The sequence below is a fragment of the Streptomyces lincolnensis genome (genome assembly GCF_021173675.1).
Classification (GTDB): Bacteria; Actinomycetota; Actinomycetes; order Streptomycetales; family Streptomycetaceae; genus Streptomyces; species Streptomyces lincolnensis_B.
In genome coordinates, this window is sequence record NZ_JAIHON010000008.1 from 354,981 (window position 1) to 374,890 (window position 19,910).

At 71.9% G+C, this 19,910-nt stretch carries 16 protein-coding genes, 1 tRNA gene and 1 pseudogene; 11 read left to right on the forward strand and 7 right to left on the reverse strand.

Annotated elements, in window-relative coordinates:
* Window positions 1-33: 33 nt before the first annotated feature.
* Both K4B79_RS25410 and K4B79_RS25415 read right to left on the reverse strand, forming a co-directional pair.
* A complete protein-coding gene (locus K4B79_RS25410) occupies window positions 34-1,296 on the reverse strand; it encodes an MFS transporter (RefSeq protein ID WP_232029216.1) in 1,263 nt (420 codons plus the stop codon).
* 270 nt (window positions 1,297-1,566) lie between these two features.
* Complete coding sequence (locus tag K4B79_RS25415) at window positions 1,567-3,111, reverse strand: potassium/proton antiporter (protein WP_232029217.1); 1,545 nt, start codon at window positions 3,109-3,111, stop codon at window positions 1,567-1,569.
* A gap of 241 nt (window positions 3,112-3,352) precedes the next feature.
* Here K4B79_RS25415 and K4B79_RS25420 point away from each other — a divergent pair, with 241 nt between their 5' ends.
* Window positions 3,353-6,208 carry a penicillin acylase family protein gene (locus K4B79_RS25420; protein WP_232029218.1) on the forward strand — a complete coding sequence of 952 codons (2,856 nt, stop codon included), beginning with the start codon at window positions 3,353-3,355 and terminating at the stop codon, window positions 6,206-6,208.
* Between the two features lie 83 nt (window positions 6,209-6,291).
* On the opposite strand, the gene K4B79_RS25425 is transcribed toward K4B79_RS25420, so the two are convergent.
* Window positions 6,292-6,873, reverse strand: coding sequence for a 5-formyltetrahydrofolate cyclo-ligase (locus tag K4B79_RS25425; protein ID WP_232029219.1), 582 nt, complete (start codon window positions 6,871-6,873; stop codon window positions 6,292-6,294).
* Between the two features lie 131 nt (window positions 6,874-7,004).
* Here K4B79_RS25425 and galU point away from each other — a divergent pair, with 131 nt between their 5' ends.
* From galU to K4B79_RS25460, 7 genes are all read left to right on the forward strand, one after another.
* Entirely contained in the window at window positions 7,005-7,907 is a 903-nt protein-coding gene (gene galU / locus K4B79_RS25430) for a UTP--glucose-1-phosphate uridylyltransferase GalU (protein WP_232029220.1), read from the forward strand.
* A 5-nt stretch (window positions 7,908-7,912) separates the two neighbouring features.
* Window positions 7,913-9,235, forward strand: coding sequence for a molybdotransferase-like divisome protein Glp (glp, locus tag K4B79_RS25435; RefSeq protein ID WP_232029221.1), 1,323 nt, complete (start codon window positions 7,913-7,915; stop codon window positions 9,233-9,235).
* 164 nt (window positions 9,236-9,399) lie between these two features.
* The gene (gene moaC, locus K4B79_RS25440) at window positions 9,400-9,912 is read left to right on the forward strand and encodes a cyclic pyranopterin monophosphate synthase MoaC (protein ID WP_232029222.1); all 513 of its coding nucleotides are present in this window, start codon (window positions 9,400-9,402) and stop codon (window positions 9,910-9,912) included.
* A complete protein-coding gene (locus K4B79_RS25445; protein ID WP_232029223.1) occupies window positions 9,909-10,451 on the forward strand; it encodes a MogA/MoaB family molybdenum cofactor biosynthesis protein in 543 nt (180 codons plus the stop codon). Before moaC ends, K4B79_RS25445 begins: the two co-directional genes overlap by 4 nt.
* Complete coding sequence (locus tag K4B79_RS25450) at window positions 10,448-11,086, forward strand: GNAT family N-acetyltransferase (RefSeq protein ID WP_269463953.1); 639 nt, start codon at window positions 10,448-10,450, stop codon at window positions 11,084-11,086. Before K4B79_RS25445 ends, K4B79_RS25450 begins: the two co-directional genes overlap by 4 nt.
* Window positions 11,087-11,270: 184 nt before the next feature.
* Complete coding sequence (gene sepX / locus K4B79_RS25455; protein ID WP_232029225.1) at window positions 11,271-12,482, forward strand: divisome protein SepX/GlpR; 1,212 nt, start codon at window positions 11,271-11,273, stop codon at window positions 12,480-12,482.
* 138 nt (window positions 12,483-12,620) lie between these two features.
* A tRNA-Ala gene (locus K4B79_RS25460) sits at window positions 12,621-12,694 on the forward strand.
* Here K4B79_RS25460 and K4B79_RS25465 read toward each other — a convergent pair.
* Both K4B79_RS25465 and K4B79_RS25470 read right to left on the reverse strand, forming a co-directional pair.
* Window positions 12,676-15,252 carry an ABC transporter permease gene (locus K4B79_RS25465; protein WP_232029226.1) on the reverse strand — a complete coding sequence of 859 codons (2,577 nt, stop codon included), beginning with the start codon at window positions 15,250-15,252 and terminating at the stop codon, window positions 12,676-12,678. The two genes, K4B79_RS25460 and K4B79_RS25465, sit on opposite strands and share 19 nt — an antisense overlap.
* Before the next feature lie 152 nt (window positions 15,253-15,404).
* A pseudogene (locus tag K4B79_RS25470) lies at window positions 15,405-16,133 on the reverse strand (ABC transporter ATP-binding protein); the annotation flags it as partial.
* A gap of 189 nt (window positions 16,134-16,322) precedes the next feature.
* On the opposite strand from K4B79_RS25470, the gene K4B79_RS25475 reads away from it, so the two are divergent.
* Together K4B79_RS25475 and K4B79_RS25480 are read left to right on the forward strand one after the other, a co-directional pair.
* The gene (locus K4B79_RS25475) at window positions 16,323-17,585 is read left to right on the forward strand and encodes a sensor histidine kinase (protein WP_232029227.1); all 1,263 of its coding nucleotides are present in this window, start codon (window positions 16,323-16,325) and stop codon (window positions 17,583-17,585) included.
* A complete protein-coding gene (locus tag K4B79_RS25480) occupies window positions 17,549-18,217 on the forward strand; it encodes a response regulator (RefSeq protein WP_232029228.1) in 669 nt (222 codons plus the stop codon). The genes K4B79_RS25475 and K4B79_RS25480 overlap by 37 nt, the downstream gene beginning before the upstream one ends.
* Window positions 18,218-18,219: 2 nt before the next feature.
* On the opposite strand, the gene K4B79_RS25485 is transcribed toward K4B79_RS25480, so the two are convergent.
* Window positions 18,220-18,696, reverse strand: coding sequence for a GNAT family N-acetyltransferase (locus K4B79_RS25485; protein ID WP_232029229.1), 477 nt, complete (start codon window positions 18,694-18,696; stop codon window positions 18,220-18,222).
* A 66-nt stretch (window positions 18,697-18,762) separates the two neighbouring features.
* Between K4B79_RS25485 and K4B79_RS25490 the strand changes: the two genes are divergently transcribed.
* The gene (locus tag K4B79_RS25490) at window positions 18,763-19,566 is read left to right on the forward strand and encodes an exodeoxyribonuclease III (protein ID WP_232029230.1); all 804 of its coding nucleotides are present in this window, start codon (window positions 18,763-18,765) and stop codon (window positions 19,564-19,566) included.
* Here the strand turns inward: K4B79_RS25490 and K4B79_RS25495 are convergent.
* Window positions 19,563-19,844, reverse strand: coding sequence for a hypothetical protein (locus K4B79_RS25495; RefSeq protein WP_232029231.1), 282 nt, complete (start codon window positions 19,842-19,844; stop codon window positions 19,563-19,565). The genes K4B79_RS25490 and K4B79_RS25495 overlap by 4 nt on opposite strands.
* Between the last annotated feature and the right edge of the window lie 66 nt (window positions 19,845-19,910).

Below are 19,910 nucleotides of genomic sequence, written 5' to 3' on the forward strand. Positions count from 1 at the left end.
TAACGACGGTCCATAGTGACGTATTCCTGAGGATCAGTCCACTGCCACCGGCACGCGGTGACCGACGCCACGTGCGACGGTGCGGCTGTGGGGCCGTGCCGCGAGCCGTGAACGCAGGGCCAGCACGGTCGCCAGGGCGAGCAGGGTGCCGCCCATCGGCACCAGGAATCCGGCACCGTCGCCGTAGCGGTCCTCCAGCTGTCCGGCGATCGTGACGGCGACCGCCTGGCCGAGGGCGACCGCGCCGGTCAGCCAGGTGAAGGCCTCGGTGCGGGCACCGGCCGGGACCAGGCTCTCGACCAGGGTGTAGCCGGTGATCAGCGAGGGGGCGATGCACATGCCGACCAGGAGGCCGAGGCCGGCCAGGACGAGCACCGAGTGCGCGGCCCACAGACCGGAGGCGGTCAGCGCGAGAGCGGTGTAGCCGACGATCAGGCGCTGTTTCGGGGCCGCCTTCCAGGCGATGGCCCCGCAGACGAGACCGGAGAGCATGTTGCCCGCGGCGAAGGTGCCGTACAGGACGCCGTTCAGGCCGGGTTCGCCGATCGACTCGGAGAACGCGGCCAGGGAGACCTGCATGCCGCCGAAGACCGCGCCGATGCCGAGGAAGGCCACGATCAGCACGCGCACTCCGGGAATGCGCAGGGCGGAGCCGCGCTCCACGCGCGCGTGGCCGTCGACGCCGACGGGCGGCTGGGTGCTCTTCTGCGCGGCGAACAGCAGACCGCCCAGCAGGGTGAGCGACGCCTCCGTCACCAGGCCGGCGGCCGGGTCCACAGCGGTGCACAGGGCGGTGGCCAGCAGCGGGCCGACGACGAAGGTCAGTTCGTCCGTGACCGACTCGAAGGCGGCCGCGGTCGACATCAGGGGCGAGCCCTGGAGCTTGACGCCCCAGCGGGCGCGCACCATGGGCCCGATCTGGGGCGTGGAGGCGCCGGTGGGCACGGCGGCCACGAGCAGTGCCCACAGGGGCGCCTGCGACAGCGCGAGCGCGGTCAGGGTCAGGCCCGACAGCGCGTGGACCACGACGCCGGGGATCAGCACCACGCGCTGGCCGTAGCGGTCCGCGAGGCGTCCGCCGAAGGGCGCGAACAGCGCCATGGAGACGCCGGTGACGGCCGCGGCGGCGCCCGCGGCGCCGTAGGAGCCGGTGGTGTGCTGCACCAGCAGCACGATGGAGACGGTGAGCATCGCGAACGGCTGGCGTGCCGCGAAGCCGGGGAGCAGGAACGTCCAGGCGCCGCGCGTGCGCAGCAGCTGTCCGTATCCCGGGCGGGAGGTGACCGTGGATGCCACGGCCCGTGCCTTTCTGCCGCCTGGTAGCGCGTCCGTGCGGGGGCGCCGAGAGCTGTCCTTGGTGCGCGGACTGCGGTAGATGCCGGGATCCACTGCTCAGGGGACGTCCCGGCCGCCATACGGTCGCGCCAGCTCTGCGTCAGGCAGAGTTGGTTCGATCAGGTGTGCCTTCATCATACAGGGGGTAATGCCTGGTGCCCCTGTGAAAGTGACCACCATCAGGGCGTTCACCTGCGATCGAGGGTCGTGTGAATCGTATGAAACGCGCCCTTAATGATCGCTGCCCGTGCCGTTCGCGCCGTCCGTCCCCAGCCATCCGGCCAGCTTGCCGCCGTGGCCCACGGCCCGCAGGCGCCGCTCGGCGGCGTCCCGGACGGGATCCGTGGCGACGACGAGGAGTTCGTCGCCGCGCCGCAGCACCGTCGTCGGCAGCGGGACGAACGATTTTCCGTCCCGGACGACCAGGGTGACCGCGGCTCCCGCGGGCAGCCGCAGCTCGTGGATCTCGACACCGTGCATCTTCGACCCGTCGGGGATCGCGACGGACAGCAGGTGTCCGCGCAGCCGCTCCAGGGGCGCCGACTCGATGCCGAGGTCGGAGGCCTCGGAGTCCTCGCCCAGCCGCAGCTTGCGGGCGAGCCAGGGCAGGGTCGGCCCCTGGACCAGGGTGTAGACGACGACCAGGACGAAGACGATGTTGAAGATCCGGCGGCTGGCCTCGACGCCCTCCACCATCGGGATGGTGGCCAGGATGATGGGCACCGCGCCGCGCAGCCCGGCCCAGGACATCAGCGTCTGCTCCTGCCAGGGCACCCGGAAGGGCCTGAGGCACAGCACGACGCTCAGCGGGCGCGCGACCATGGTCAGCACCAGCCCGATGACGAGCGCGGGCCACACGTCGTCGCCCAGTTCGTGCGGGGTGACCAGCAGGCCGAGCAGGACGAACATGCCGATCTGGGCGATCCAGCCGAGCCCTTCGGCGAAGCCGCGGGTGGCCGGCCAGTGCGGCAGCTTGGCGTTGCCCAGCATCATCGAGGCGAGGTAGACCGCGAGGAAGCCGCTGCCGTGCGCCAGCGCGCCCGCCGCGTACGCCATGACGGCGATCGCCATGACGGCGATGGGGTAGAGGCCGGAGGCGGGCAGGGCGACGTGTCTGAGGCCCCAGGCGCCCAGCAGGCCCACCGCGAGGCCGAGGGCGGCGCCGATGGCCAGTTCGAGCGCTATCACGCCGATGAGCACGTACCAGTGCTCGACCGGCCCCGCCGTGGAGAAGGCGACCACCAGGATGACCACGGGGGCGTCGTTGAAGCCGGACTCGGCCTCCAGGGTGCCCGTCACGCGCGCGGGCAGGGGGATCCGGCGCAGTACGGAGAAGACCGCCGCCGCGTCCGTGGAGGACACCACCGCCCCGATGATGAGCGCCTGGCGCCACTCCAGCCCGATCAGGTAGTGCGCGGCCGTCGCCGTGACCCCGACGCTCACCGCGACCCCGGCCAGCGCCAGCGTGGTGGCGGCGGGCAGGGCCGGCTTGATCTCCTTCCACTTCGTGCCGAGTCCGCCCTCGGCCAGGATCACGACGAGGGCCGCGTATCCGATGACCTGGGTGAGTTCGGCGTTGTCGAAGTGGATGTCGCCGATGCCGTCCTGGCCCATGGCGACGCCGATCCCCAGGTACACGAGCAGGCTGGGGAGCCCGCTGCGCGAGGAGATCCGGACCGCGGCGACGGCGACGAGCAGGACGAGCGAGCAGACGAGCAGGAGCTGGTTGAGGTGGTGGACAGTCAGCGGCCGTTCCCTTCCCTGGCCCGCACGCATCACGCGCGCGCGGGCTCACGTACATAGGACACGAAGAGGCAGGACTCCGCACCCAAGTACTTCGTTACCTTACCTAACTCTTGACGATTTCTTGACGCTTCCCGGTGCATGATCGAACGCCCGTCCGTGCTGGTTCCCGACTCCGCGTCAAGTCGCACCGGGCCCTGCGCCTATGGTTGCTCCAGCGCTCATTCGAAGTCACAGCCCGCCTGCCGCTCGCGTTAGGACAGCAAGGACAGCGATGCCCCCCAACACCACCGCCTCATCGGGTCAGAAGCCCGGCAAGTCCGGCAGGAAGAAGGGGCGCAGAGCCCGCCTCGTCGTTTTTGTCCTGGTCCTGGCCATCGTCGGAGGCGTGGCGTTCGGGGCGTACTGGACCATCAGCACCGTGCGCGCCTCCTTCCCGCAGACCAAGGGTTCGATCTCGCTGCAGGGCCTGTCGGGCCCCGTGGACGTCAAGCGTGACAGCTACGGCATCCCGCAGATCTACGCCTCCTCCGACGAGGACCTGTTCATGGCGCAGGGCTACGTCCAGGCGCAGGACCGGTTCTACGAGATGGACGTGCGCCGCCACATGACCTCCGGGCGCCTGTCGGAGATGTTCGGCAAGAGCCAGGTCGACAACGACGAGTTCCTGCGCACGCTCGGCTGGGACCGGGTCGCCAAGGAGGAGTACGACAAGAAGCTGTCGTCCTCCACCAAGAAGTACCTCCAGGCCTACGCCAAGGGGGTCAACGCCTACCTCCAGGGCAAGAGCGGCGAGGAGATCTCCCTGGAGTACGCGGCGCTCGGCTTCGAGAACGACTACAAGCCCGCGCAGTGGACCCCCGTCGACTCGGTCTCGTGGCTGAAGGCGATGGCCTGGGACCTGCGCGGCAACATGCAGGACGAGATCGACCGCGCCCTGATGACCAGCCGTCTCGGCCCGAAGCAGATCGCCGACCTGTACCCGGCGTACCCCTACAGCCGCAACCGGGCGATCGTCCAGCAGGGCCAGTACGACGAGCTGACCAAGACCTTCGACGGGGGCGACGACGGCTCCGGCACCTCGGAGAGCGGCACGTCCGGCACGGGCACCGGCACCGGCACGGGGATCGGCACGGGCACGAGTGGCTCCGGCGGCACCGGAATCGGCACGCAGGGCTCCACCTCGTCCGCCTCGGCGTCCACTTCGACGTCCGCCTCCTCGGCCCTCGAAAGCCAGCTGGAGGGCCTCTACAGGGTCCTGGACGACGTCCCCACGGCCGTCGGCGTGAACGGCAACGGCATCGGCTCCAACTCCTGGGTCGTGGGCGGACAGCACACCATCACCGGCAAGCCGCTCCTGGCCAACGACCCGCACCTGTCGCCCTCGCTGCCCTCCGTCTGGTACCAGATGGGCCTGCACTGCCGCAGCGTCTCCGCCAAGTGCCAGTACGACGTCACCGGCTACACCTTCGCGGGCATGCCCGGCGTGATCATCGGCCACAACCAGAACATCTCCTGGGGCATGACCAACTCCGGTGTCGACGTCACCGACCTCTACCTGGAGAAGCTCACCGGCGACGGCTACCTCTACGACGGCAAGGTCAAGCCGTTCACCACGCGCGAGGAGACCATCAAGGTCGCCGGCGGCAAGTCCAAGAAGATCGTCGTCAGGCAGACCAGCGACGGGATGCCCCTGCTGTCCGACCGCGACAACGAGCTGGTGAAGGTGGGCAAGAAGGCCACCGTCGACACCGCCGCCCCCGACCGCGGCGACGGCTACGGCATCGCCCTGAGATGGACCGCGCTGGACCCGGGCACCTCCATGGACGCCGTCTTCGCGATGGACCGGGCCACCGACTGGAAGGGCTTCCGCGAGGCCGCAGCCCTGTTCGACGTGCCGTCGCAGAACCTGATCTACGCCGACACCGACGACAACATCGGCTACACGCTGCCCGGAAAGATCCCCACGCGCGCGGAGGGCGACGACGGCTCCCTCCCGGCCCCGGGCTGGGACTCCAAGTACAAGTGGACCGGCTACATCCCCAAGGACGCGCTGCCCTACGAGTACAACCCGGAGCGCGGCTACATCGTCACCGCCAACCAGGCCGTGATCGACCAGGACAAGTACCCCTTCACGCTCACCACGGACTGGGGCTACGGCACCCGCAGCCAGCGGATCACCGACCTGATCGAGCAGAAGATCAAGGGCGACGGCAAGATCTCCACCGACGACATGCGCCAGATGCAGCTGGACAACAGCAGTGAGATCGCCAAGCTGCTCGTCCCCAAGCTGCTGAAGATCGACATCGGTGACAAGGACGTCCGCGAGGCGCAGGAGCTGCTGGAGGGCTGGGACTACACCCAGGACGCGGACTCCGCGGCGGCCGCCTACTTCAACGCGGTCTGGCGCAACATCCTCAAGCTCGCCTTCGGCAACAAGCTCCCCAAGGAGCTGCGGGTCAAGGGCCAGTGCCTGTGGGTGGACCCGGTCAACTCCACCGCCCCGGTCGACGAGACCGGCAAGGTGCTGGAGTGCGGCCAGCGCGACGCCGACCAGGCGCAGCCGGACGGCGGCGACCGCTGGTTCGAGGTGGTCCGCAAGCTCATGAACGAGCCGAACAGCGACTGGTGGACGACGCCGGCCGGGGTGGGCGACAGCCGCCCCAAGGCGACCAACCGCGACCAGCTGTTCAAGCGCGCCATGATCGACGCCCGCTGGGAGCTGACCTCCAAGCTCGGCAAGGACATCGACACCTGGAGCTGGGGCCGGCTGCACCGCCTGTTCCTGAAGAACCAGACCCTGGGCACCGAGGGTCCCGGCTTCCTCCAGTACATGCTCAACCGCGGCCCCTGGAAGCTCAGCGGCGGCGAGGCGGCGGTCAACGCGACCGGCTGGAACGCGGCCGGCGGCTACGAGGTCGTATGGGTGCCGTCCATGCGCATGGTGGTCAACCTCGCCGACCTCGACAAGTCGAAGTGGATCAACCTCAGCGGAGCCTCCGGGCACGCCTACAGCGCCCACTACACCGACCAGACGGACAAGTGGGCCGAGGGTGAGCTGCTGGACTGGTCCTTCTCGGACAAGGCGGTCGACGACAGTACGAGCGACACCCTGGTCCTGAGACCATGACCGGCTGACACGGACGACGGGAACGGCCCTCCACGCGCGCGTGGAGGGCCGTTCCCGTGTCTCGGGCGGGCCGTTCCCGTGTGTCAGGCGCCGGGGAAGCGGCGCACCCCCGACGGCGTCACCACCGCCCGCACCGGCCGGTCGTGCGCCTCGGCCGGGACGCGCTCGACGACCTCGCGGTCGTACAGCAGCACGACCAGCGCGGGGTGCGCGCCCGCACGCTCCAGGCGCGCGAGGACGCGGTCGTACGAGCCCCCGCCGCGCCCCAGGCGCATCCCGCGCGCGTCGACCGCGAGGCCGGGCAGCAGCACGGCGTCGGCCCCGGTCACGGAGGCCGGACCGAGGCGCTCGCCGACCGGTTCGAAGAGGGCCATTTTTCCGCCGTGTTGGACGCGCGCGAGGGAGCCTTCTCCGGTGTACGCGCCCCAGTCGAGGTCGTTGTCGGGCAGCAGCACGGGGAGCAGGACGCGCACGCCCCGCGCGCGCAGCGCGTCCAGCAGCGCGAGCGTTCCCGGTTCACTCCCCACGGAGACGTACGCCGCCACCGTGCGCGCACGGGCCAGTTCGGGCAGCTCAAGCGCCCGTTCGGCCAGCGCGGCGGCGGCTTCGCGCACGTCATCCGCCGTCAACCTGTTCCTCACCGCGAGGAACTCCCGCCGCAACATTCGCTTGTCAGGCTCGCCCGGACGTCCGGCGTGACTCAAAGGTTGCACCCGTACCCTCTCAATACGCTCATATGAGAGCCAATTAACCGGAGCCCCAGATTCCGCGCAAAGGCACCGGATAAGGTGCGGGCATGACTCAGTCCCACCCTCGGATCAGTAAGGCTGTCATCCCGGCGGCAGGCCTCGGCACCCGCTTCCTGCCGGCCACCAAGGCAACTCCCAAGGAGATGTTGCCGGTCGTCGACAAGCCGGCGATCCAGTATGTGGTCGAAGAGGCCGTGTCCGCGGGCCTCGACGACGTCCTCATGATCACGGGCCGCAACAAGCGCCCCCTGGAGGACCACTTCGACCGCAACTACGAGCTGGAGTCGGCCCTTCAGAAGAAGGGCGACGCGAGCCGGCTCGCCAAGGTGCAGGAGTCCAGCGACCTCGCCACCATGCACTACGTCCGTCAGGGCGACCCCAAGGGCCTCGGCCACGCCGTCCTGTGCGCGGCCCCCCATGTGGGCCAGGAGCCCTTCGCCGTCCTCCTCGGCGACGACCTCATCGACCCGCGCGACCCGCTCCTCAAGCGCATGGTCGAGGTCCAGGAACAGCGCGGCGGCAGCGTCATCGCCCTCATGGAGGTCGCGCCCGAGCAGATCCACCTCTACGGCTGTGCGGCCGTGGAGGCCACCGAGGACGGCGACGTCGTCAAGGTGACCGGCATGGTCGAGAAGCCCGACCCGGCGGACGCCCCGTCGAACTACGCGATCATCGGCCGCTACGTCCTCGACCCGCACATCTTCGACATACTCCGCCAGACCGAGCCCGGTCGCGGCGGCGAGATCCAGCTCACCGACGCCCTCCAGCAGCTCGCGTCGGACGAGAAGGTCGGCGGCCCGGTGCACGGCGTCGTCTTCAAGGGCCGCCGCTATGACACCGGCGACCGCGGCGACTATCTGCGTGCCATTGTCAGACTCGCGTGCGAACGTGAAGACCTGGGCCCGGACTTCCGGACCTGGCTTCGCAGTTACGTAGCCGAGGAGATGTAGCAACGTTGAGCAGCGCCGCGCCCCGCACCGTCGGCCCGGACCACCTGTGGTCGGTGGACGAGCACCTGGAGGACATCCTCGCGACCGTCCGCCCCCTCGAACCCATCGAGCTGCAACTGCTCGACGCCCAGGGCTGCGTCCTGGTCGAGGACGTCACGGTCCCGGTGTCCCTGCCGCCGTTCGACAACAGCTCCATGGACGGGTACGCGGTGCGGGTCGCGGACGTCGCGGGCGCGAGCGAGGAGTTCCCGGCCGCCCTGGAGGTCGTCGGGGATGTCGCCGCCGGCCAGGCCGACCTGCTCCACGTGGGCCCCGGCCAGGCCGCCCGCATCATGACCGGCGCCCCCCTGCCGCCCGGCGCGGAGGCCGTCGTTCCCGTCGAGTGGACCGACGGCGGGCTCGGCGAGGGCCCCGCGACCGGGATGCGCGCCCGCGCCCTGGCCCCCGAGGGCGCCGAGGGGCACGTGCAGGTGTACCGGCCCGCCGCGGCACGCGCGCATGTGCGGGCCAAGGGCAGCGACGTCAAGGCCGGGGACCGCGCCCTCGACGCGGGCACCGTCCTGGGCCCGCCGCAGATCGGCCTGCTCGCCGCGATCGGCCGCGCCACCGTCCGGGTGCGTCCACGCCCGCGCGTGGTCGTCATGTCCACCGGCAGCGAGCTCGTCCAGCCCGGCGAGGAACTGGGCACCGGGCAGATCCACGACTCCAACAGCTTCGCCCTCACCGCCGCCGCCCGGGACGCCGGAGCCATCGCCTACCGCGTGGGCGCCGTCGCCGACGACGCCGAGACCCTCCGCTCCACCATCGAGGACCAGCTCGTGCGCGCCGACCTCATGGTCACCACCGGCGGTGTCAGCGTCGGGGCGTACGACGTCGTCAAGGAGGCGCTGTCCCACGTCGGCGACGAGGACGAGGCCGGCAGCGGCATCGACTTCCGCAAGCTGGCCATGCAGCCCGGCAAGCCCCAGGGCTTCGGCTCCATCGGCCCCGACCACACCCCGCTGCTCGCGCTCCCGGGCAACCCGGTGTCGTCGTACGTCTCCTTCGAGCTGTTCGTCCGCCCCGCGATCCGTGCCCTCATGGGCCTCGACGACGTCCACCGCCCCCGGACCACGGCGACCCTGACCGCGGACAAGGCGCTGACCTCGCCGAAGGGCCGCAGGCAGTTCCTGCGCGCCACGTACGCCGACGGTGCCGTGACCCCGGTCGGAGGCGCCGGATCGCACCTGGTCGCGGCCCTCGCGCACGCGGACGCGCTGATCGTCGTACCCGAGGACGTGGAGTCCGTGGAGCCCGGCGCCGAGGTCGAGGTCGTCCTGCTCGGCTGACCCGGCGTGCGCGGAGCCGCGGGCGCCCGGCCCGGAGCCGCGCGCCCTCGGTGTCCACCGCCCGGTCCCGTGCCCTTGCGCGCCCCGACTTGGGGGTACCGTGTCGCGCACAACAGGCCCGCACGCCGTACCGCGCAGGGCCCGGACCGGGAGCGCCACACAGCATGACTGAGCCGTCCCGGGGGGAGACCCCCGGAGCCCCAGTGCAGGACCGATTGACCCACATCGACGAGGCGGGCGCCGCCCGCATGGTCGACGTGTCCGGCAAGGACGTGACCGCGCGCACCGCCAGCGCCAGTGGCCGGGTCCTGGTCGCGCCCCGCGTGATCGAGCTGCTGCGCGGCGAGGGCGTCCCCAAGGGCGACGCCCTGGCCACCGCCCGGATCGCGGGCATCATGGGCGCCAAACGCACCCCCGACCTGATCCCGCTCTGTCACCCGTTGTCGGTGTCCGGTGTGAAACTGGACCTGCGGGTCGCGGACGACGCCGTGGAGATCCGGGCCACCGTGAAGACGACCGACCGTACGGGTGTCGAGATGGAGGCCCTCACCGCGGTCTCCGTCGCCGCGCTCACCGTGATCGACATGGTCAAGGCGGTCGACAAGGGAGCGGTCATCACGGACGTGCGGGTGGAGGAGAAGACGGGCGGCAAGTCGGGCGACTGGAGCCGGGCATGACAGGGGACGCCGCGGCCGGCGGCGCACTTCTCGCGCCCTACAGCGCGCTGGTCGTGACCGCCTCCAACCGCGCCGCCGCCGGTGTCTACGAGGACAAGGGCGGCCCGAGGGTCGCCGAGGGTCTCCGGGACTTCGGGTTCGCCGTCGACGGCCCCCAGGTCGTCCCCGACGGGGACCCCGTGGAGGCCGCCCTGCGCGCCGGTGTCGAGGCCGGCTACGACGTGATCGTCACCACCGGCGGCACCGGCATCTCGCCCACCGACCGCACCCCCGAGGCGACCCGCGCGGTGATCGACCACGAGGTCCCGGGCATCGCGGAGGCCGTCCGGGCATACGGACGGGACAAGGTGCCGACGGCGGCGCTCTCCCGGGGGCTGGCCGGAGTGGCGGGGCGGACGCTGATCGTCAATCTGCCGGGTTCCAGCGGCGGGGTGAAGGACGGACTGGCCGTCCTGGAGCCCCTCCTGACGCACGCCGTCGACCAGATCCGCGGCGGTGATCACCCCAGACCCGGGGCCGGCGCTGGGGGTGCGAGCTGAACAGCCCCTCCTGGCCCGTCGTACTGGCGGACGGCGATGTCGTCCTGAGGCCCATAAAGATGCGCGACCAGCGGGCCTGGCGCGAGGTCAACCGGCGCAACCGGGACTGGCTGCGACCCTGGGAGGCGACCATCCCGCCGCCCACGCCCAGCGGGCCGATCGCGCACCGGCCCACCTACCGTCAGATGGTCCGCCATCTGCGGCACGAGGCGAGCGCGGGCCGGATGCTGCCGTTCGTCATCGAGTACCAGGGGCGGCTGGTCGGGCAGTTGACGGTCGCCGGCATCACCTGGGGCTCGATGTGCTCGGGGCACGTCGGGTACTGGGTGGACGAGTCGGTGGCCGGCCGCGGTGTGATGCCGACCTCCGTGGCGCTCGCGGTCGACCACTGTTTCCGAACCGTCGGTCTGCACCGCATCGAGGTCTGCATTCGCCCGGAGAACGGGCCCAGCCGTCGGGTCGTGGAAAAACTCGGATTCCGCGAGGAGGGGCTGCGCCCCCGCTATCTCCACATCGACGGCGCCTGGCGCGACCACCTCGTCTTCGCGCTCACGGCGGAAGAGGTGCCCGACGGTTTGCTCCGGCGCTGGCAGCGGGCACGATCCAGGAGCACGCCCCACGACAATCCCGCGTAACCGAGAAATTGAATAAGTGTTCGAAAATGATCGGCGGATGACCGTCTGAGGGCATTGAATTCGCGTCCTCGGCGGCCTGCTGATCGCATCGATCACAAAAAAAGCTCGAAATATCAGCCAGATCGTGCGACACACCGGCTCAATTGGCAGATGGCCTCACGCAAACCCCTCTACCGTGTGAGGCGTGAGCAGCAGCGGCCTCATCTACGCAGTCATTGTCGGGGCCTGGGCCGCCTACTTGGTGCCGATGTGGCTCCGTAGGCAGGACGAGCTGAACGAGGCCCGTCCGACGGAACGCTTCAGCACGGCCATCCGGTTGTTGTCCGGCCGGGCGGGGATGGAGCGCCGATACGCCAAGGACCTGCGGGCGCGCTCCACCGAGGAGGGGGAGTCCAGCGTCGCCGACCCGGACGCCGTCACCGACTCGGTGGACGTCCGGGCCTTCGCCATGCCCCCGACCCGTCCCCGGACCCAGGCACCGGTACGCGAGCCGGCGCGTGCGTCGGTACGCGAATCGGTACGCGATTCCGCGCGCGAAGAGCACGCCCCGTCGGCGGCCGAGTCCGGTGCCGCACCGGCGCGGAAGCGGGTGTCGGCCGCGAGGCGCACGCCCGCCGAAGAGGCGGCCGCCGCGCGCGCCCGGCGCACGAAGGTGCTCGCACGCCGTCGGCGTACGACGGTCATGCTCTTCCTCGCCTTCACGCTCGGCGCGATCGTCGCCGCGGTCGGAGGACTCGCGTTCCTGTGGGCGCCCGGCGTGCCCGCCGTGCTGCTCAGCGCGTACATCGCCTATCTGCGCTCCCAGGAGCGCCGCCGCTTCGCCTACCAGATGGACCGGCGCCGGGCCGAGGCCGCCGCGCAGCGCCTGCGCGAACGGTCGCGCCAGCCGCGTCGGCGCGCGACGGTCGACGCGAGCGCCGACTCCGACGAGCCGGACGAAGGCCCGGAGCCCGAGACGGATCCCGGACTGTCGGCGCTCGCCGCCGACCGGCGGGCGCTCGTCGAGCAGACCGACCACGCGGAGTGGGTCGACCAGCAGCGCGAGCGCCAGCAGCGGCCGGCGCACGGGGACAGCTGGGACCCCGTCCCGGTGCCCCTGCCCACCTACGTGACCGCGCCGGTCGCGCCACGGGCCACCTCCGACGTGGACCTCGGCGCGCCGGACGCCTGGAGCTCGGCTCGGTCCAGCTCCGTCACCCCGGAGCAGGAGGCGCAGCCCGCCGAGTGCGACGGGGGATCGGAGGACGCGTCCTCCGACCCGGAGGACAGGCCGGCGGCCGACGGCCGCAGTGACGCCCGTCGCGCCGCCTCCGCCCGTCGCGCCCGCGAGCGCGGTCGCACCCCCCTCTTCGACCAGTACGAGGACGGCGACCGGCCTCGGGCCGCCAACGAGTGACCCGCCCGCCGACCGCCCCGACGGCCGCCCCGCCCACCGCCCCGCCGACCGGATCAAGCCCCGACCGGCCCTCTCTGACCAGCCGGGAACGGATTTCCAAGCACCCGGACGGGGATGCTAGAGTTTCACTCGTTGCAAGGGCCTGTGGCGCAGTCCGGTAGCGCACCTCGTTCGCATCGAGGGGGCCAGGGGTTCAAATCCCCTCAGGTCCACCGCAACAACTTCCCGGGGAAACCTGGGGTAGTTGATGAGATCCCGTCCGATCGGTTGATCGGGCGGGATCTTTTTTGTGTGTGCGGGGCGTTGGGATCAGTGAGGCGGTCACCGCGAGGAGGGCACAGGCGAGGGCTGTGGTGGTGAGGGGGAGCCAGGGGAGTTGGAGAGCCGGGGGCGCGGAGAGCAGGGTCAGGGCGGTGCTGAGGGTGAGGAGGTTGAGGGTGGTGACCAGGAGGCCGAGGAGGGTGCCGAGGGTGACGATCGTCAGGGATTCCGCTGTCAGCAGGCGCAGCAGCTGTCCCCGGGTGGCTCCGGCCAGCCGGAGGGAGCGCAGGTCTCGGGTGCGGTCCGAGGTGGGCATGAGCAGGGTGTTCACCAGGGAGATACCCGTGTAGAGCAGGGCGAGGCCCAGGACCAGGAGGAAGCCGAGGCGGGTGGTGTCGTCGGGGCCGGGGGAGACGGTTCGCAGCCAGGCGTCTCTCGTGAGGACTTGCGCTTCCGCGGTCGCGTCCTGTCCCCCCTGTCCCCGTCCCACCGCTTGTCGTAGGTCCGCCTCCACCTCGGTCGCGTCCGCGCCTCGGGCGACCTTCACGTCCACGCGGTCGACGGGAGCCTGTGGGGCGTTGGCCGGGGTGATGTAGACGCCGTTGTCGCCGGTGCCGGTGGGCATCACCGCCGCGATGCGCAGGGTGCGGCGGGTGCCGTCGCCGAGGTGGACGGTGACGTGGTCGCCGACGGTGTGGCGGGCCCACTCCTCGTTGACGATGATCGAGTCGTCGTCGAGGTCCGCGACATGGCCTGAGGTCAGCGGCAGGTGCGTCGTCGCGGCGAGGTCCTCCGGGGCGGCCGCGCGGGCCTCGGATCTGATCAGGGCCACGTCGTCCTCCAGGGCGTACACCTCGCTCGCCGACGTGACCGAGACCTCGGCGCCCGGCACGGCGCGCAGGCGGCGCACGGTCTCCGGGGGCAGGCCGGTCCCGGTCGCAGAAACAGCGCCTGAATCGGCCCCGGTGCCGGTGGCGGTCCCCGTCGGGGTCACCACGAAGTCCGCGGTCGTGCGGGCCCGGAGCTCCTTCGTCCGCGACTCGTTCAGGGTCGCGGTGGCACCCAGCAGGGAGCCGGTGAGGGCGACGGTGATCAGGACGGGGGCCGTGAGGGAGGCGGTCCGGCGGAGGGACGTGGTGGTGTTCTCGCGGACCAGGAGAGCGGTGGCGCCCGGGAGCCGGGTGGCCGGCAGCCAGGTGAGGAGGCGGATCGAGGGGCGGATCAGGAGCGGGGAGAGCAGGGCGGTCGCGGTGATCAGGAGCATGGGGCGGCTGATGTAGGTCTTGCGGTGCAGCAGGTCGCCCGGGTCGGTGAGCAGGGCCGGGACCAGGGTCACCACCGCGGTGAGCAGGAGGGCCGTGCCCGCGAGCAGACGGCCGCGGGTCATCGTGCCGGTGTCGACCGAGGCCTCGCGCAGCGCCTCCGTGGGGGCCGTCCGCCCGGCCCGCCATGACGCGGCCAGCACACCGCACAGGGCCACCAGCAGTCCCGTCCAGAAGGCCAGATGGTACGGCCAGACGTGGTCGCCGATGGTGAACCAGGCCGGGGCCAGGCCGTCGGCCACGACCCGGGACGCCAGGTGCGGGGCGGCGTACGCGCCGAGCGCGCAGCCCGCCGCCGAGGCGAGGACGCCGACGAGCAGGGCTTCCGCCACCACCGTCCGGCGGATCTGGCCCGGCGTGGCACCCGCGGTGCGCAGCAGGCCGAACTCCCGGCGCCGCTGGGCGACCGCGAAGGCGAACGTCGACGCCACGACGAACACCGACACGAACCCGGCGACCCCGCCCGCCGTGCCGAACAGGGCGTTCAGCGCGGTCACCGCCTCGCGGTCCCGGTCGGGATCGGCGTCCGCGAGCCGCCGGGCGTCACCGGTGAGGACGTCCAGACCGGGGGCCGCCCGCCGTACCGCCACCGGGGCCGCCTCCACGACGACTTGGGGGATCCGCGGTGACAGGCGGGCCGCGCGGGCGTCCGTGTAGAAGAGGGCGTTCTCGAAGCCCAGGGCGGTGACCGTGCCCACCACGCGTACCGGGCCCTCGGGGGTGCGCAGCCGTTGCCCCACGCTCGTCCAGTCGCCGGTGGCCACGACCTCGTCCGCGGCGCGTGGGGCCCGCCCCGCGGTCAGGTCGTACGGGGCGCAGGCGGCCGTGGACCAGGGATGGCCGACCAGATCGCCGGGCGCGCCAGGGGCTCGTACGGCGAAGGTGCGGTCCTCGACGACCCTGCCGAGCGTGCGCAGCTCGGCGACGGTTCCGGCCGGGACCGGGCGGGGGTGCGCCAGCTTCCGGGTGCGCTCACCGGTGGGGGTGGGCACGCGCAGGGTGTCCTGGCCGCGCACCACGACGGGCGCCGCCGCAAAACGTTCCGGCCTGCGATCCGGGGCGTCGGAGGAGGAGGCGAGGGCCAGGCCCATCACCGTCAGCAGGGCGACACCGAGGGAGAGGGCCAGGAAGGTGCCGGTGAAGGCGGTCCAGCGGGCACGCAGGCCGCGTAGGGCGATGATCAGCACGGGGTGGCCTCCGGCAGCGGCGCGATCTCGGGCGCCCCGGCCCTCACGTCCTCCGCCCTCGCCATCCGTCCCGCGTCCTCCGCCCTCGCCATCCGTCCCGCGTCCTCCGCCCTCGCCATCCGTCCCGCGTCCTCCGCCCTCGCCATCCGTCCCGCGTCCTCCACGCTCGCCATCCGCCCCGCGATCTCCGGCGCCGACCCCCCGGCCAACTCCCCGTGCACCCGCCCGTCGACCAGGAACACGACCCGGTCGGCGTACGACGCGGCCACCGGATCATGGGTGACCATCACGATCGCCGTGCCCTCGTTGTCGACCAGGGCGCGGAGCAGGGTGAGGACTTCGCGGCCCGTCCGGGAGTCCAGGGCGCCGGTCGGTTCGTCGGCGAAGAGGACCTCGGGGCGGGTGATGAGGGCGCGGGCGAGGGCGACGCGTTGCTGCTGGCCGCCGGAGAGTTGGGAGGGGCGGTGGTGGGAGCGGTCGGCCAGGCCCACCTGGCGCAGCGCGGCCGGCACGCGCGCACGGGGCACACGGCGGCCGGCCAGACGGAGCGGAAGGGCGGTGTTCTGCGCGGCGGTCAGGGAGGGCAGCAGGTTGAACGCCTGGAAGACGAAGCCGATACGGTCGCGGCGCAGCAGGGTCAGCCGGCGTTCGCTCAGCGAGGTCAGTTCGGTGTCGCCGAGGCGGACCGAGCCCGAGGTGGGCCGGTCCAGGCCGGCGGCACAGTGCAGCAGCGTCGACTTGCCGGAGCCGGACGGGCCCATGACGGCGGTGAAGGTGCCCCGGGGGAAGGCGAGCGTGACGCCGTCCAGGGCGGTCACCGCGGTGCCGCCCGCCTCGAACCGCCTGTGCACGTCCCGCAGTTCGATCGCCTGAGATCTCATGTCGGCCTCGTCTCCCGCCTGTGGTGATCCGCTGTGTAATCCGCTCGGTTTCCGTGGGATCCAGCCAACCGCCGGCCGGCCCGCGAATCAGTGCGGCGGGACGGAGACTTGGGGTAGGGCCAGGCATACCCCCAGGTCTCCGCCCAGACCGATGGCCGCGACGGCCGCCCGGCTCCTACGGTGATCCCCATGAGCGTGTGGCGGGCCCTCGCGGGGCGTGGATACCTGAGGTCGGCGTGGCCCTGGCGGGCGGTCGCCTACCTGGCGGGCGGGGCGCTGCTCGGGGCGGTCGTGCTCGTCGTGGTGCTGGGCGGGCTCGTCGTCGGCGGGGCCCTGGCCGTCGTACTCCTCGGGCTTCCGTTGCTGGTGCTGACCGCGCTGGCCGGGATCCCGGTGGCCGCCGTGGAGCGGTGGCGGCTGCGGGTGACGGGGATGGGACCGGCGCTCGGCGGCGGGCATCGGGTGCCGGACGCGCCGGGGCTGTGGGCGTGGCTGGTGACGCGGGTGCGGGAGGCCGCGACCTGGCGGGAGTTGGCGTACGCCGTGCTGCTCGGGCTGGTGCTGTGGCCGCTGGACGCGCTGGTCCTGTTCTGTGCGCTCGGGATCCCGCTGTCGATGGTCGCCGCGCCCGTGTTCCTGGCGCTCGACGGGGAGGCGAAGGCGGTCAAGCTGTGGACCGTGGGCACCTGGCCGGGGGCCCTCGGGGTGGCCGTGCTCGGGCTGGCGCTGCTGGCGACCGGCGCCTACGCGCTGGGAGTCGTGGCCGGTGCGCGGGCGGAACTGGTGCGGGCGGTGCTGGGCGCGAAGGAGGACGACGGCGAGCGGGTCCTGCACCTCGTGCGCTCCCGTGCCCGCCTGGTGGACGCCTTCGAGGCGGAACGGCGCCGCATCGAGCGCGATCTGCACGACGGCGCCCAACAGCGGCTCGTCGCCCTGACCATGAGCCTCGGGCTGGCCCGCCTCGACGTCCCGCCGGGGCCGCTCGCCGACCAACTGGCCAAGGCGCACACGGAGGCCGGGCAGGCCCTCGCCGACCTGCGTGAGCTGATCCACGGCATCCACCCCAAGGTTCTCACCGACTACGGCCTCGAAGCCGCCGTCGCCGACGCGGCCGACCGCAGCCCGGTCCCCGTCGACCTGGACCTCCACCTCCCGGAGCGGCTTCCCCAACCCGTGGAGTCCGCCGCGTACTTCGTCGTCGGCGAGGCCCTCGCGAACGTCGCCCGGCACAGCGGGGCGAACCGGGCCGCCGTCAGCGGCGGATACGGCGACGGGCGGCTGACCCTGCACATCCGCGACGACGGACGCGGCGGCACCGGGCTCACCGGTCTCGCCGACCGGGTGTCGGTGCTCGATGGCACACTCTCCCTGTCCAGCCCACCGGGCGGACCGACCCTGCTGCGTGTGGAGATTCCTTGCCGGCCACGACCGTCGACCGACCCCTGCGCGTAGTCCTCGCCGAGGACAGCGTGCTGCTGCGCGACGGCCTCGTCGCACTGCTCACCCGCTTCGGCCACGAGGTGGTGGCGGCCGTCGGCGACGCGGACGCGCTCCTCGCGGCGGCCACCGAGCACCGGCCCGACATCGTGGTCACCGACGTCCGGATGCCGCCCGGCTTCCAGGACGAGGGACTGCACGCGGCCGTACGGCTGCGCGAGGAACGGGCGGGGCTGTCGGTGCTGGTGCTCAGCCAGTACGTGCAGCGGGCCTACGCCGCCGAGCTCCTCGACTCCGGCGACGGCACCGGGGTCGGCTATCTGCTCAAGGACCGGGTGGGCCAGGTCGAGGAGTTCGTGGACGCGCTGCGCGAGGTCGCGGCCGGGGGCACGGTCGTGGACCCGGAGGTCGTACGGCAGTTGCTGCGCCGGCGGCGGGATCCGCTCACGCGGCTGACCCCGCGCGAGCGGGAGGTGCTGGCGCTGATCGCCGAGGGCCGCTCCAACGGCGCGATAGCGCGCACGCTGGTGGTGTCGGAGGCGGCGGTCGGCAAGCACATCGGGAGCATCCTCACCAAGCTGGACCTGCCTCCGGCGGACGACGTCCACCGGAGAGTGCTGGCGGTGCTGGCGTACCTACGGGCCTGATCTCACAGGGGCTTCGCGAAGCACCGGCTCGACTCGTAGTGCCGGTAGTAGCCGAACTTGGCGCACGGCTCGTAACCGCTGGAGGTGTAGAGGGCGATGGCCTCCGGCTGCCGGTCGCCGGTCTCCAGGACCATGCGTCTGCGGCCGGCCGCGCGGGCGTCCTCCTCCAGCGCGGCCAGGATGCGCCGGGCGAGACCCCGGCCGCGCGCCGCGTCGACGACGTACATCCGCTTGAGCTCGGCGTCCCCGTCCAGGTTGCCCTCCTCGTTCGTGTCCTGGGCACGCCAGCCGCCGGTGGCGACCGGGGCATCGGTCTCGTCGTACGCGATCAGGAACACCCCCTTGGGCGGTTCGAAGTCCTCCGGGGCCAGGACGGTGGCGTCGCCGCCGTCGCCGTAGCGGACGTGGTACTCCGCCTGGACCTGGTCGTTGAGCTTGACCGCGTCGGGGTGGTCGAAGGGAACCTGTCGTATATTCATGTTGATTACCGTATATCAATTCATTCCAGAACGGGACAGAGTCCAGTGTGCCGGTAGGGTGCCGGGGTGCTGACTGTGACCTCCGTGAACGTGAATGGACTGCGCGCCGCCGCGAAGAAGGGCTTCGTGGAGTGGCTCGCCGGGACCTCCGCCGATGTGCTCTGCCTCCAGGAGGTGCGCGCGGAGCCGCAGCAGCTGCCCGAGTACGTCCGTACGCCGGACGGCTGGCACGTCGTGCACGCGCCCGCCGCCGCCAAGGGCCGCGCCGGTGTCTCCCTCTACACCCGCCGCGAGCCCGACCGGGTTCGCGTCGGCTTCGGCTCGGCCGAGTTCGACGCGAGCGGCCGCTACGTCGAGGTCGACCTGCCCGGTGTCACGGTCGCCTCCCTCTACCTGCCCTCCGGCGAGGTAGGCACCGAGCGGCAGGACGAGAAGGTCCGCTTCATGGGCGAGTTCCTCGCCCACCTCAAGGACCTGCGCGAGCGCTCCGCCGCCGACGGCCGCGAGGTCCTCGTCTGCGGCGACTGGAACATCGCCCACCAGCCGGCCGACCTCAAGAACTGGCGCGCCAACCAGAAGAACTCCGGCTTCCTCCCGGAGGAGCGGGAGTGGCTGACCCGCGTCCTCGACGAGACCGACGGCGGGTACGTCGACGTCGTGCGGGCGCTGCATCCCGAGGTGGCGGGGCCGTACACGTGGTGGTCGTACCGGGGGCGGGCCTTCGACAACGATTCAGGATGGCGCATCGACTACCACTGCTCTACGCCGGGACTCGCCGCCAAGGCGGTCAAGGGGTTCGTGGAGCGCGCGGCCACGCATGACGAGCGGTGGTCGGATCATGCGCCGGTGACGGTGGTCTACGACCTCTAGGCCCGGGCGCCGCGTGGTCGGCGTGCGTTGTGTGACCGGCGTGCGTACCGGAAGTCCACGTACGCCACTCCTGCGACCAGCACCGGTCCGATCGTGCACAGCAGGGTCACACGGAGCCGGTCCTCGTCGCCGAAGGCGGCTCGCACGGGGTGCCGGTCCCCGTCGCGGCGGGCCTGGTGCCAGGTCAGGACCCAGCGGGTGAACACGTAGAGCGCGACCGCGCCGAGGAAGTCCCACCACTCGGTGGCGCTGTCGGGCAGGGATCGGGCCAGGGCCATGGGCGGCAGGTACCCGTCACCTGCCGGAGCAGACGCTTCCGGTCCGGCGGCCGCCGATGACCAGGG

What these genes read in the sequence shown, in the direction of transcription:
- K4B79_RS25475 (WP_232029227.1), top strand. Translation starts at nt 16,323, where the DNA reads ATGAGCGTGTGGCGGGCCCTCGCGGGGCGTGGATACCTGAGGTCGGCG.
- galU (WP_232029220.1), top strand. Translation starts at nt 7,005, where the DNA reads ATGACTCAGTCCCACCCTCGGATCAGTAAGGCTGTCATCCCGGCGGCA.
- K4B79_RS25485 (WP_232029229.1), bottom strand. Translation starts at nt 18,696, where the DNA reads ATGAATATACGACAGGTTCCCTTCGACCACCCCGACGCGGTCAAGCTC.
- K4B79_RS25425 (WP_232029219.1), bottom strand. Translation starts at nt 6,873, where the DNA reads ATGTTGCGGCGGGAGTTCCTCGCGGTGAGGAACAGGTTGACGGCGGAT.
- K4B79_RS25420 (WP_232029218.1), top strand. Translation starts at nt 3,353, where the DNA reads ATGCCCCCCAACACCACCGCCTCATCGGGTCAGAAGCCCGGCAAGTCC.
- K4B79_RS25445 (WP_232029223.1), top strand. Translation starts at nt 9,909, where the DNA reads ATGACAGGGGACGCCGCGGCCGGCGGCGCACTTCTCGCGCCCTACAGC.
- K4B79_RS25495 (WP_232029231.1), bottom strand. Translation starts at nt 19,844, where the DNA reads ATGGCCCTGGCCCGATCCCTGCCCGACAGCGCCACCGAGTGGTGGGAC.
- K4B79_RS25415 (WP_232029217.1), bottom strand. Translation starts at nt 3,111, where the DNA reads ATGCGTGCGGGCCAGGGAAGGGAACGGCCGCTGACTGTCCACCACCTC.
- moaC (WP_232029222.1), top strand. Translation starts at nt 9,400, where the DNA reads ATGACTGAGCCGTCCCGGGGGGAGACCCCCGGAGCCCCAGTGCAGGAC.